The organism is Terriglobia bacterium (assembly GCA_020073495.1).
Classification (GTDB): domain Bacteria; phylum Acidobacteriota; class Terriglobia; order Terriglobales; family Acidobacteriaceae; genus JAIQFD01.
The window spans coordinates 723,025-736,090 of sequence record JAIQFD010000002.1 but is presented as its reverse complement, the minus strand read 5'-3'; the positions used below and the strand labels follow the sequence as shown (position 1 = coordinate 736,090).

At 60.5% G+C, this 13,066-nt stretch carries 7 protein-coding genes and 1 tRNA gene; 4 read left to right on the top strand and 4 right to left on the bottom strand.

Features of this window, described 5'->3' with window-relative positions; genetic code table 11:
• Positions 1–8: 8 nt before the first annotated feature.
• Positions 9–1,385 (bottom strand): zinc dependent phospholipase C family protein, encoded by a 1,377-nt coding sequence (locus LAN37_07100; protein ID MBZ5646975.1) that lies wholly within the window; start codon positions 1,383–1,385, stop codon positions 9–11.
• Positions 1,386–1,784: 399 nt separating this feature from the next.
• On the opposite strand from LAN37_07100, the gene LAN37_07095 reads away from it, so the two are divergent.
• Positions 1,785–4,184: a hypothetical protein gene (locus tag LAN37_07095; protein ID MBZ5646974.1), complete on the top strand. Its 2,400-nt coding sequence runs from the start codon at positions 1,785–1,787 to the stop codon at positions 4,182–4,184.
• A 498-nt stretch (positions 4,185–4,682) separates the two neighbouring features.
• Positions 4,683–5,183, top strand: a complete 501-nt coding sequence (locus LAN37_07090) for an Hsp20/alpha crystallin family protein (protein MBZ5646973.1) — start codon at positions 4,683–4,685, stop codon at positions 5,181–5,183.
• 348 nt (positions 5,184–5,531) lie between these two features.
• Here the strand turns inward: LAN37_07090 and LAN37_07085 are convergent, their stop codons facing one another.
• On the bottom strand, positions 5,532–6,275 hold the full coding sequence (locus tag LAN37_07085; protein MBZ5646972.1) for a hypothetical protein: 744 nt from the start codon (positions 6,273–6,275) through the stop codon (positions 5,532–5,534).
• 524 nt (positions 6,276–6,799) lie between these two features.
• Here LAN37_07085 and LAN37_07080 point away from each other — a divergent pair.
• Positions 6,800–6,893 (top strand) — tRNA-Phe (locus LAN37_07080).
• A 63-nt stretch (positions 6,894–6,956) separates the two neighbouring features.
• Here the strand turns inward: LAN37_07080 and LAN37_07075 are convergent.
• Entirely contained in the window at positions 6,957–7,511 is a 555-nt protein-coding gene (locus LAN37_07075) for a tyrosine-type recombinase/integrase (GenBank protein MBZ5646971.1), read from the bottom strand.
• Positions 7,512–7,579: 68 nt separating this feature from the next.
• Here LAN37_07075 and LAN37_07070 point away from each other — a divergent pair, with 68 nt between their 5' ends.
• On the top strand, positions 7,580–10,270 hold the full coding sequence (locus tag LAN37_07070; GenBank protein MBZ5646970.1) for a hypothetical protein: 2,691 nt from the start codon (positions 7,580–7,582) through the stop codon (positions 10,268–10,270).
• On the opposite strand, the gene LAN37_07065 is transcribed toward LAN37_07070, so the two are convergent.
• Positions 10,267–12,753 (bottom strand): hypothetical protein, encoded by a 2,487-nt coding sequence (locus LAN37_07065; protein MBZ5646969.1) that lies wholly within the window; start codon positions 12,751–12,753, stop codon positions 10,267–10,269. The two genes, LAN37_07070 and LAN37_07065, sit on opposite strands and share 4 nt — an antisense overlap.
• Between the last annotated feature and the right edge of the window lie 313 nt (positions 12,754–13,066).

Below are 13,066 nucleotides of genomic sequence, written 5' to 3'. Positions count from 1 at the left end.
CAGAGGGATTATCGATGTGCGAAGTTGTCGCTCGATCGAGGTGCTTCCTGCGCCTCGGGTGTTGTCGCTTCTGGAACCATCGATTTGAGCGATGCAATATTCCTGAGCGCTTTATTCCATCTTTCGGGGTTCTTCTTCGCGTAAACGGGAACATTCGTGGTGTTGTAGAAGTCCAGGAGGTTTTGCCGCAGTGAATCTAGCATGTGTGCGAATTTTGCGTCCGCCAGCTTGTCCAACAGCTTGGCATACGCTTCGTCCGTCAACCCGTACTCCCCAGCTACGGTCGGCTTGCCAGTATCAAAGTCCGTGTTTTTCAAAGAGAGCTTGTCCGCCTTCACATCCCGGAGATAGATCCCATATTGGTCTACGGTGGAGTTGATACTCTTCAGATACAGGGTCTCAGTCTCCGGGCTTGGCATCTTGAAGCCGATCGCCTTGAATGGGCCGATCTTGGGCACGAGCTTGAAAAGTACGGCGAGTATCCGGGCGCCTGCCCCCGGTTTCTGGTAGCCCTTTCCCCAGTCTCGCTCATAATCAGTGCGCTTCATGTTGAAGAGAAACTTCTTCTTGGCGAAAGTCGGGTCTTCCTTGACCATCTCGTCTTTCTTGACGAGGAGCGCGACGCGAGTCATTTCAGGAATGACATGGCCGATGGACCAGCGAAAGCTGCCGATGGATAGATCGATATTGGACACAACATCTTTCAGCTCGATCCCGTATGTCTTCAGGAATGCCCGTTCCAGCAATGGTTTAGAGACCTGAAACCCGATGAAGTTGTGGTACGCGTCCGTCGTGTAACGCTGTTTGGCGACTTGGACGACATCAAAGCCGAACTCTGTCTGGATGTGGGCTTTCTTGTTCTGGGCAAATGTGACTTGGGGGCCATACTTGGCTCTCAGTTTGGGAAAGCTGTCAGCTACGGCAGTGTTCACGGACGGATGCCCGGTTATGTCGGAGGTGTAGTGCGCCAGCGCTCCCAGCGCGAAGGCGTATTCATTGACGTCGGTCGCCTCGGAAAGCAGTGCCTGAACGAAATCGCCGCTCCGGACGTAGTGCACCAGGTCGCTGAAGAACCGGTTACCGAAGGGGTAATAACCGATATCCTGGATCAGGCATCCGCCGTACGCATAGCCATGCGCCACGCGCAGCTCCTCGTCTGATGTGCCGGGATACTTCTGCAGCAAGAGGGGTTTGATCTGTTCGTCCCAAAGCAGATCAACGATCTGTTCATGCGTCAGCACCGAGTAGCCGCTGCACACCTGACTTAGAGCGCAGACAAACAGTACCGACACTGCCAATGCTCCGCCGACACGGCGCACGAATTTGTGAGCTTTTATCATTGCGATGTGAAATCCTAACAAGTGGGAAAGGGATTTGATGTTCAATAATGCTCATCGTTGAGATGGGTCCGTATCGTTGGGCTTCGGAACCACCTCTGTCGCCAGCCTTTCGTGTGATTGAAGGGATCCCGGCACCGTGACCCTACACCCGCTTCTTGATTGATAGATCCTTCCCAGTCGATGTGAGCATTTCGGAACAGACGACTCCATCCGCGGGTTGGTACCGTCGGCAGTAGGGTTATTCCACGAGCCGCGGCCTGGGTTTGGTCCTGGTTACTCCGATCGTCCCGGTACTGTTCTGGGTGCCTCTGATTGGCCTCAATCCTACCCCTTACCAATACCGAGGGCGCTGAGCGAAACGCCGATTCTTGTGAGGCACAGTGCATTCCAGACAACCGTTGCCCCAAAATCGTTATTAGCGAGAAGAGAGAGAGAGCAACTTCCATGAGTACAAAACTGAAGAAGAGGCTGAGTTGGATGGCCGCGCTGCTCGCGGCCGCGCTCCTGACGTTAACTTTCCCGCAAGCGGCCGCCGCGGATGATAACGATCCCCCGGGCCGCGTGGCCCGCCTGAACTACATTCAGGGCTCGGTCTCCTTCCAGCCGGCCGGTGAACCGGATTGGGTCTCCGCTGTCATCAACCGTCCCATGACGACCGGCGACAGGCTGTGGACCGACCAAGGGGCGCGCGCAGAATTGCATACCGGTTCGGCGACGATCCGCCTGGACGGCGGCACTGGCTTTTCCTTCCTCAACCTGGACGACCGCACCGTTCAGATCCAACTCACCGAAGGAACGCTCGATATCCGCGTGCAGCGGCTCGGCCGCGACGAGATCTTCGAAGTGGATACGTCCAATCAGGCGTTTTCCATCCTGCGCCCAGGCCAATACCGCCTTCAGGCCAGCGAAGATGGGAACTCCACGTTCGTGACCGTGCGCAGCGGTGAGGGGGAATCGACCGGCGGTGGCCAGATCTACACCCTCCATGCCGGGCAGAGCGGCACGTTCACCGGCACGGATTACCTCTATGGAGATATCTACAACGCGGGCCGCAATGATGACTTTGACGATTGGGGCCAGAGCCGCGACCGTCACGACGATGAATCCCAATCGGCGCGATACGTCTCGCCCGACGTCGTCGGCTACCAGGACCTGGACGACTACGGTTCCTGGCGATCGGATCCGGGCTACGGCAATGTCTGGGTGCCCACCAGGGTTGCTTCCGACTGGGCTCCCTATCGCGATGGCCATTGGGCCTGGATCTCTCCCTGGGGCTGGACCTGGGTCGATGACGCGCCGTGGGGTTACGCACCGTTCCACTACGGCCGTTGGGTATCTATCAGAGGAAGCTGGGGTTGGGTGCCAGGACCAAGGCAAGTCCAGCCCGTGTATGCGCCCGCGCTGGTGGTCTTTATAGGCGGACCGCAGTTCGGCGTGTCGGATTCCAGAGGCAGAGGCGGTTACGGGGGCAATGTGGGGTGGTTCCCTCTGGGGCCAAGAGAAGTCTATGTGCCCGGCTATAACGCCAGCCGTGGGTACGTGGACCGCGTCAATGTGAGTAACACGACGGTCAGCAGCACGACCATCACAACCGTCTACAACAACCGAACCACAAACAACATCAACATCACGAACGTTACATACGCGAACCGGACAGTGCGGGGCGGGGTAACCGCTGTTCCACAGAACACGTTCACGAGCGCACAGCCGGTGGCCAGGGCCGCTGTCGCAGTGAATCCGCAGCAGATTGCATCGGCGCCCGTCACTTCGAGGGCAGCGGTGGCTCCAACCAGGAACAGTGTTCTTGGAACATCAGCCCATGCCGCCGACCATGTGGCTCAGCCCCCGGCAGCGATCGCCAACCGGTCAGTCGTGGCAAAAGCGCCGCCGCCTCCGCCGCCTGTGGCTTTTGCAAAGCAACAGCAAGCGCTCGCAGTGCACCCCGGCCAGCCGCTCGCTCGGCATGAAGTCGAAAGTTTGCGTCCGGCGAACGTTCCAGCGGAGCACCCGATGGTCAAGCAGGCGCCTCCGGGTAAACCCGCGACGCCGAATACAAACCGTCCGGTCAGCCAGCCGGCCAACGCGCAGCCGTCGAACGCGCCAGCGAGCAAGCCCGCCAACGTCCAGGCGAATGTGCCAGCCGAGAAGCCTCAACCAGTTCGCGGCGACCGGCCCCCTTCGGCACAGCAGCAGGCCGACAAGGCTCGCGAACAACAGGCAGTCCAACAGCAGGCGGAGAAGACTCGAGAGCAGCAGGCGGCTCAGCAGCAGGCGGAGAAGACTCGAGAGCAGCAAGCAGCTCAGCAGCAGGCGGAGAAGGCTCACGAGCAGCAGGCGGTTCAGCAGCAGACGGACAAGGCTCGCCAGCAGCAAGCGGCTCAGCAGCAGGCAGAGAAGGCTCACGAGCAGCAGGCGGCTCAGCAGCAGGCGGAGAAGACTCGAGAGCAGCAAGCAGCTCAGCAGCAGGCGGTTCAGCAGCAGACGGACAAGGCTCGCCAGCAGCAAGCGGCTCAACAGCAGGCGGAGAAGACTCGAGAACAGCAGGCGGCTCAGCAGCAGGCAGAGAAGGCTCACGAGCAGCAGGCGGTTCAGCAGCAGACGGAAAAGACTCGCCAGCAACAAGCAGCTCAACAGCAGGCGGAAAAGGCTTACCAGCAGCAGGCGGACAAGGCTCGCGAAGAGCAAGCCGCTCAAAAGCGGTCCGACCGGCCACCGAGTACACAACCTGTTCAACCATCAAAAGCGCAACCGGTAAAGTCGGCCGAGGCGCCGCAGACGCAGGCCCAGAAAGACAAAGCCCGCGAGGAACAAAAAAAGAAGGATGACAAACCCACGCCGCAGTAGGAGCGGCGGCAGCTTTGATCCGCCACAAGCTTCACACCCGGCATTTCCTGCGGACAGGTCAGCCGCCCCACGGGGCGGCTTTTTCTGTTACACCGAATCGACCGCGTTAATCAGATGTGCCGGACTCCCTCGACAAGCCAGGCCAGAGCAGCATCCAGGCGGTTCTGACCACCCGCGATTCGGAGTGTGCAATATTGAACAGTCTGAAGCTGCCGCCGGAGTTAGTGTCACCTTACTTGAGAGACAGAGGTTCCCAGACCTCTTACAGAAAAGCGCTCCATCTCCAGCGGAGCGCTTTTTCATTTCAAGTCAAGTAAGGCTGGCACCGGACAGGGGATCACTTATTCAGGCGGGCCAGGGGGCTGCAACATTGCGAGCTTGCTCGCGTGATATAATGCAACTGAGGTGGTTACCACCTTCCCCTCTTTCAGGTTCCCTGAACTAAGTCAGCCCATCTGAAGTCTTCCCTCTTAGATCACCCCGAGGAGGAACTGAGTCATGACACAATTGACCCGTTGGGAACCTTTCCGTGAGTTTCCGACCATGCAAGACCGCATGAGCCTGATGAACCGACTTTTCCGTGAGTCGTATAGCCCCGAAGGCCCGGAAGAGGCGTTGACAACCACCAGCTTCGCACCGCCGGTGGACATCTACGAAGATGAGCACAACATCACCGTGAAGATGGAAGTCCCGGGCATCGACGAAAAAGACATCGATGTCCGCATCGAGAACAGCACTCTCACCGTCCATGGCGAGCGCAAGATCGAGAAGGAAGAGAAAGAGGAGAACTTCCGTCGCGTCGAGCGGCACTACGGAAGCTTCACCCGCTCGTTCACGCTGCCCAGCTCCGTGGATCCGGGACAAGTGAGCGCCGACTATGACAAGGGCGTGCTGAAGATCAACCTCGCCAAGAAGGCCGAAGCCAAGCCCAAGCAGATCAAGGTCAATGTTCGCGGCGAGAAGACCCTCGAAGGCAAGGCTCACAGCAAGGTTGCGTAAAACCGTCACCAAGTGAGAGAAATGGGGGGCGGCGTATATCGCCTCCTTTTCTTTATCTTCACGAACGACCAAGGAAAAACCATGAAAAACACCAAATTTGTCGTAAAAGTGAACCGTGGCGGTACTCGTGCCCCTGCCTACGTGCTGCGGATCGATCGGACTCCCGTCCAGACCACAACCGACCGTAAGCTGGCACTGGTTATGGGGAGATTCACGGCTGAGGACGCTGTCAAATCCATCCAAAACTCCCGGTGCAGCCCGGAGTTAGTGTCCGTACAGGTTAGTGCCTAGCTTCATCTGGAAAGCTACTTGGAAGACCCTGCGACGCGGCTACGTAAGCAAGCCCGACTAACGCTTGTTTTCGCCTTTGCCGGTGCCGTTTTTCGACTCTGCTGCCGGCCAGGCTGGACTGGCTAGCTCGATCCGCCAGATCGGGCCGCCCAGGTAAAGCGAACCCTCTAATCTAACGAAGGCCGGGGCATCCCCGCTCTGGATCCAGACGTGGATGTCTGGGGGCTGCTTGCCCAGCATCGGCGCCAGCCACACGGCTACGCCCCCAATCTCAACCTTCAAGACGTAATGCGTGGCTCTGCGCTTGGAACCGCCGATCGAGAACGGCTCCTCGCCTTGGGGAGCGATCACGAGCTTTACCAGCCGCGGCTTTGGTGTGGCCGCCACCATCGACACTGTCGTCCGCGGCTGATCCGGTGCGACGTTCTTCACCAGCGTGAGGATCAGGCCGTTGGCTACGTCCGGCGGCAGTTGGAGGCGGTCGCTCGCGACCTTCTCCTTGCCATCGTCGCCGGTGTAACGGACCGTGACCTGGCCGGTGGAGCCGTCGATGGAGACTTCTACCGGATGCGGGAAGGCTGGGCCCTTCTGCACCAGGTGATAACGGAGGAGTCGGAAGCTGCGACGCTGAGAATAGACAGCGGTTTCGTCGTGCACCGAGCCGTCCTTGAAGCGGAACAGCAGCTGGCTGGTCACCCGATCACCACGGGCGACCTGAATCACGTCGCCGTCAGCGAGGGCGTTGCCCTCGAGCGTGCGGAGTACTAGAAAGCCGTGGACTACGCCCTCCGTGTGGCGCACGGCTACCGGCGCCGCCGGCAGCGCGCCAGGATGGAGCAGCGCGGCGCAGGCCAGCAGCACTGCGAACAGTCTGGACCGGGCATTTTCGAGCATCGCGTTCCGCATTCCTGGTGCTGGGCTAGGATGTTCGCTCGGATCAATCCTTACTTCTCGACGTCCCCAGCGGTCTGCTCACAATTGCTCATTAGACACCAGACTGGGCCGTTCTACCGCCAGAACGAGTGATCGTGTGAATTCTTCGTGGTTAGGGCAGACATGCTCGCAGGATTACCTCGTGCGACAGATCGTCGTTCGTGAGTGCACGAGGAGGAGGACTGCCGGGCGTTCCACGCTCTCGTAAGAAGCAGCGAGAAGGTACGCGAGCCCGCCCTTTGGGTTGCTACCCCTACGGTCGCTCGATGTTGATAGGCCCAGGAGTTTTCCACCCCGGCATACTTGGTGTCTGTGAGGCAAACACCGACAGCTCTATGTCACAATTGGTCACGTTTGGTCACAAAACACTGGCCCAAGATCGGCCCGCTCGGGGAGTTAAGTGCTGGTGATTGAACACGATGACGATGGGCGAAGCCAGCCCTGAAAAGGCTGGCGTCGGCGGTTCGATTCCGTCCCTGGCCACCATCATTTCAATCACTTGCATCGCGCGTCCCCGTCCATTTTGGCTGCAATTGGCTGCAATTGAACTCAGTTCACCATCTGCGACTGCGGTTTTGCCGAAATCACTGGCTTCGACGCGGTCGGCTGGGACATGCGCGCATTCACCATCTCGGACATCTTGGTCAGAGCGCGCCGTTGCGACTCCGGCACGAACTGAGCGTAGATGTCCATGGTGGTCGAGATGCGGGAGTGCCGCATCTGACCCTGCACGTCCTTGGGGTTTGCTCCGGACTCGATCATCCAGGTGGCGTGCGAGGTTCGCAGGCACCGCCAGTTGACCCAGGGCAGTTCCAATTTGCGCGCGGCCGGCTTGATATGGCGCGACAGGATGTTGTTGTCGCGCATGGCCGCACCCGTCTTGACCGACTGAAAGACTAGATCCACGGGGCCGTCCGATTTCACCAGGTTGTACCGTCGCCGCGCACGACCCGCCCTGACCTGTACGGTCAGCAACTTGAGGCGGTTGATGCGGTCGATGACACAAGGCTCGACCCCTATGGTGGCGTTGCTGGCCTGGCTTTTGGGAGTCCCCCAGTCACCGCGGCAGCCGTCAAGAGAGTCTTCAGCGTCGCTTCGCGCCAAGACTTGCTTCACAGCGCAGTGAATAAAAACTGAAGTGAGAGCTGCTGTTGAATAGTTAGAATAAGCGTATGAAGCGGCTCACAGCGCTGGAGATCCGCGATTTTCGAGTGCGGGGGAATTACTTCAACCAGCGCAGCCTGCTGACCCGGAAAGAGCAGCACTATCTGAAGCGGGAGCAGGCGGTCGCCGACCTGCCCGGATATTCTCCGCCGGTGGTGGATTACGAAGGGGAGGAGGGCGAGAGCGGCAGCATCGTCGTCAGCGAGATCGATATTCCTCTGCTGTGTGACAACGATCTCGAAAAGTCCAGGCATTACCTGTCGCTGATCCTGCAATCGCGGGGCGGCGACTCCCAAGCAGCGCGCGATCTGCTGGCCCTCACGCAAAAACATCCCTTCCTGGGCAAAACGGCAAAACGTGGGGCCACGGAGAGCCGATTCGTGGTCCCGTGCACCAGTGAGGAAGCGCACTCGGACCAGGACATCAGCCAGAAGGGGTCCATCCTGCTGAGGCTGAGCCAGGAAGGGTATCCGGTGCCGGACTTCGTGGTGCTGACGTCGCAGGCGTACCTGGACCGCGACGTGCCGGTGGAGAAGAAGCTGGCCGAGGCCATCGAGCAACTGGAGATCCTCACGTTGCAGAGCCTGGGAAGCGCGCCGGACCCGCTGGTGTTCGCCATCCGCAGCGCCACCACGCGCTATCTCCCGGGAGTGATGGACACGTACCTGAACCTGGGAGTGACGGAGAGAACGCTGCCGTGCCTGGAGAATATGTACGGTTCGTTCGTAGCCCGCAGGATGTTCCTGAACAACCTGAGGAATATCTGCAACGCGCTGGACAGCGAGCAGTACGCGGCGGTAGTCAGCGCGGTGCGCTCCGGCCTGTCGGCGAGCGAAGTGGCGCAACTGATCGACCAACTGTCCGAGATCATAAGGAGGACAGATCCCGGGCTGGTGGAAGATCCCTTCACGCAGGCCGTGTTCATCGTCAAGCACGCGTACGAGGAGTACGAGGAGAACAAGGACTTGCTGCTCACGCTGTGCCGGGGGACCGAACGGGGCAGCGAACCGTATCCCTCGCTGATCATGCAGAAGATGGTGTGCACGGTGCGGGCCGAGGAAGCGTATGCGGGAGTGCTGTGCAGCCGGCACACCCAGACCGGATCGGGGAGCGAACTGCAGACGGCGCGCAACATCTTCGGCGAGGAGATGATGACGGGAACGGCGGAGGTGGAATCGACGGCGTTCGCGGACCGGGAGGAGATCAAGAGCAAGTTCCCGGCCGTATACCACTTCGCGCCGCACCTGACCGAGCTCGAGATCGAGTTCGAGTCGCCGGTGACGATCGAGTTCGCGGTGGAGGCGACCAGCCGGTACCAGTGGTTCGCGCTGCTGCAACTGAACGAGACGGGCATGGCGGGACGGGCCGCGCTGACCGCGGTGGTCGACATGCACAAGGCGGGGACGATCTCGCGCAAGCGTGTGACCGAGATCATCCGGCCGTACCACATCAAGCAGCTTTGCAGCGACGCCATCGACCAGGAGGCCTACAGCGTGCTGAACAGCTTCGCGACCGGGGTGGCGGTGCTGCCGCGGTCGGCGGTGTCGGCGAGAGTGTATTTCTCCGGCGAAGCGGCGTTGCGGGCGAAGAGCCAGGGCGAGAAAGCGTGTCTCTGCAAGAAGACGTTCATTCCCACCGACACGGTGGTGATGCGGGAAATGGACGCGATCATCAGCCTGACCTCGGCCGCCATCCACGTAGTTACCATTTGCCAGAACCTGGGCATCCCCGCCCTGCTGAGCCTGGAGAAGAATGGCGTGACCCTGCATCCCGACGGACGGCTGGTGAACTCCGCCGGAAGGGAGATCCGGGAGGGAGACTGGATCACGGTCTCGTCGCGGCGGCAGGCGATGTACGAAGGGCAGGGAAAGTTCAAGCCCGCCCGGCTGCTGCGCTACATGCGAGGCGAGGCGGTGGAGATCGCTCCGGAGGAGGCCGAAGCTTTCCGCTCGATTGCCTACTCGTACCGCTATTACCTGCAGTTGATCAAGGGCCTGACGGTGGGGCAGATCTCGACGCTGGATGAGGTGACGCGGCTGGTGAATGTCGAGCTTCGGACCCAGTCGGAGGAAGCCAGCCAACTGGTGAACCAATGGTTCGACGACCGCGAGCAGAGTTACGTGGAGCAGGTGCTGAAGTGCGATATCGGCGACCACCTGGTGCAGAACCGGGTGTTCGACATCCTGACGCTGGACCGCAAGATCCGGTTCTTCAAGCGGGCGCTGGAGAAATGCGCGGGCGACCGCATCTCCGGGTACGAGGCGGGAGCGTTCATGATCGGGCGGTTCCTGTCGTCCCGCTATCCGGTGGCTTTCTGGAAGTGCTTCACTCCTTCGGAGATCGGCATGCTGGTGAATGAGTGGGTCCTGTTCGAGAAGTACATGCAGGTGCTGCACAAGATGGGGGAACGCAAGCTGCTCCAGGCGCGCAAGAAGATCCTGAAGGAAGGGCTGGACGAGCTCTACCTTCACCCCGGGAACGTAAAGGCGCTGATCACGTTGAAGCTGGCGGGCGTGCCCCTGAGAGAAGCCAAAGAGTCCATGCTGGACTGGAGCGACCCGCAGGTGGGGCGGGTGCTGGAGCTGCTGCAACAGCCGTACCGGGTGTTCTATGACTTCAGCGCGGCGTGGTCGGTGAAAGAGCTGGAGAAGATCTGCCAGGAGGGAAGTGTCCCCCTGCCCCAACCGGACGACGCCTAGACGGTCACCGCCGCCTTCCTATCCTCCTTCGCAGCCTGAGCCTTGAGCCCGTACAGATAATCGCGGTCAATGATGGGTTCCAGGTCGCGGAGCACCTCAGGGAGTTCCTTCCCATCGCGGGCGGCAATCAGGCGGCCGAGAGCCAGCGAAAGAGAAAGAACGGCGTTCATGCCGAGATTCGCCTTGCGCTGCATGATGCGGATCTTCTCTTCGGCGGGGGCGTTGGGCGCGATCTTGCCGCGCTTGGTGGCCAGATCGAGCTCGAGCAGCAGAAGCTCGCGGTCGATGTCGGTGATCGTCCCCAAGCTCGAGATCTTCTGGCCGAGGAAGCGCGGAGCTGCCACTTCGGTGACGTTGGCGACGGCGTTCAGACAGCCTTTCCCGCCATAGCGCTTCGCCCGCATCCAGAGGTCGGCGAGCTCGCCGCCCTCCTTGGGCGCGGACTTCCTGGCCTCGTCGGAGAAGCGGAAGGTCTTATCCCGGTCGTTGGAGACGAAGTATTGGGGGAACTTCCGGGTCAAGGGTCCGGCTTCGATAATGCTGTCGATCAGGTGAATGGCTTCGTCGGTGCCGGCGGAAGTCCCGAGGGGGGTGGCGGCGGCGAATTTCATGCCGTTGTCGAGCATCACCACCACGCCGACGGTCGGAATGCCGGCGTTGGTCGGCTCCTCGTGGGCGGAGATGTCGGCGATGATGGAATTCGGATCGAGCTTGCGGGTGATCTTGAGGCCCTTCTGGGCCATTTCGATCAGCTCGACGATGCGGCTGTACTTGACCAGACGCTCGGTATTGGCGCCGCCGCCGCATTTCAGGCCGAGTGCGCCGATGGCGAAGCTGATGTCGGCCTCCATGACCTCGTTCGGCGACTTGGAGCGGTGCGAGACGACCAGTGAGAGCCCTTTGTCCTTGGCCATGCGGGTGGCGAGCAGGGTCTCACTGAGGGTGCCGATCTGGTTGGCCTTGATCAGCACCGTGTTGATGAGCCCCTCTTCGGCGCATTTCTGGATCGTAGTGTCCTTGGTGGTGACTAGATCGTCGCCGATGATGAGGATGTCCTGGTCGAGGCTCCTCATGAGCTTCTTCCATCCTTCGTGGTCGTCCTCGGCGAAGGCGTCCTCCAAAGAGACGATGGGATACTTCTTGACCCAGCGTTCATAGAGCTCGACCATCTCGTCGGTGGTCATAACCCTTGGGTCTTCGGCCCGCCAGAACAAGTACTGGCCTACGGAATCTTTTTCTCCGGTCTTCTCGCGGTAAGCATTGCTGAGCTCGCTGGCAGCGGGGTCGAGGGCAAGGCAGACATCGCGGTCGGGTACGAAGCCGCACTCCTCGATGGCCTGGACGGCCACGCGGAGTGCGCGCTCCTCGGGGAGAATGTCGCCCTTCTCGCGGGCGTAGGAGGCGACAATGCCGCCCTCAAGCCCGATCCCCACGAAGTTCAGGCCTTCGGAATCCTGGATGATCTGGATGGCGCGGCTTTGCAGCATGTTGGTGACGCGCTGCGCCTCGATGTAATCCTGCGCAGTGAGGGGGATGAACATCAGCTCCTGGAAGCTGAGGTTCCCGCCCATCTCCTCGGTGTGACGCCCGCCCATGATGGAGTTGCGGAACTCCCAGGGGGCAAAGACGACGCGGCCGTCCGGCAGCTTCACTTCCTGAAGACGATGGAGCCGGAGCTTGCGGCGAAGCTCCGCTGGCTTGCCGCCGCGGCCTTCTGCGGTGGCGGCGGCCGGCTCCGCAGCTCTGACCTCCGCGGAGCGGGCGGCGGCCTCCCGCTGCCGTTCGTGGAATGCCTTGTATTTTCCCGGGTCGGCGATCAGGAAGTCGAAGAGCGCGACCACGCCGATGGTGAAAAGAAGTCTTCCCGCATACACGGCCGCAGGGATTCTGCCGTACATGCCGAGCAAGATCAGGATGATACCCGGCAAAAACGCGATCTGGGCGAGCACCTTGCTGGCCCCCGGGCCCGCAGCTGAAACCGCGAGGTTTTGCGTCTTGACGCTGGGATGGAAGCTGCCCGCCTCCTTATTCACTCCCGGAAACGCGCCGTAGGGAATCTTCGCAAACATCTCGAGGTACCAGAGCCAGCGGGCGACCAGGCCCTGGTTCAGACACGCCTGGGCCGGAGCGGCAAACTCCGGTCTCAAGTTGTTGGTTCGAACCGCGGCCAGGTAGTGTCCGATCTCGTGGATGGCGATATTGACGTGCCATGCGGCGTACCACATCGCAATGGAGATGAAGACCTCGAACCCGAAAAACATTTCGCGGATGACATCCAGCCGCGAGGCGACAAGTGGGGAGATGCTGAGCAGTGAGGTCAAGAATGCGGCGTGGAAGGAAACTAGCTTGTGATTGGCGATGATCCAGCCGCGATCGAGGCGGGCAGTCTCGGTCTGTGGGAAGATGGAACGCAGAAACCTCAATAAGGCCATGAGTACGATCCCGTAAGAAGAAGTTGTGACGATCAGGGGAACCCGACGCATCGCGACATCGCGCCGCACTCTGGTCGTCACCGGCGCGGCACGGTCGATCCTACGGTGCTCCTCGGCTATTATACGGACGAGGCTGGGGCTTTCCGGCAGTCATGCGTCACTGGCAACTGTGTCGGTGGTCACAGAAGTGCGTGCGGTACTCGGCGCATCTCGCGGAGGCCACTCGTCCGCCCATCGTGAGAGGGTGTAGGCATCTATTCGTCGGATCATTGTGCTATGGCACACCCACCAGCCCTTCTCTAAGAACTTGGCAACGGCGGGTACCGTTAGCCCAGGGTCCGCCTGCATGCGCTGAACGATTACT

What these genes read in the sequence shown, in the direction of transcription:
- LAN37_07065 (MBZ5646969.1), bottom strand. Translation starts at nt 12,753, where the DNA reads ATGCGTCGGGTTCCCCTGATCGTCACAACTTCTTCTTACGGGATCGTA.
- LAN37_07090 (MBZ5646973.1), top strand. Translation starts at nt 4,683, where the DNA reads ATGACACAATTGACCCGTTGGGAACCTTTCCGTGAGTTTCCGACCATG.
- LAN37_07095 (MBZ5646974.1), top strand. Translation starts at nt 1,785, where the DNA reads ATGAGTACAAAACTGAAGAAGAGGCTGAGTTGGATGGCCGCGCTGCTC.
- LAN37_07070 (MBZ5646970.1), top strand. Translation starts at nt 7,580, where the DNA reads ATGAAGCGGCTCACAGCGCTGGAGATCCGCGATTTTCGAGTGCGGGGG.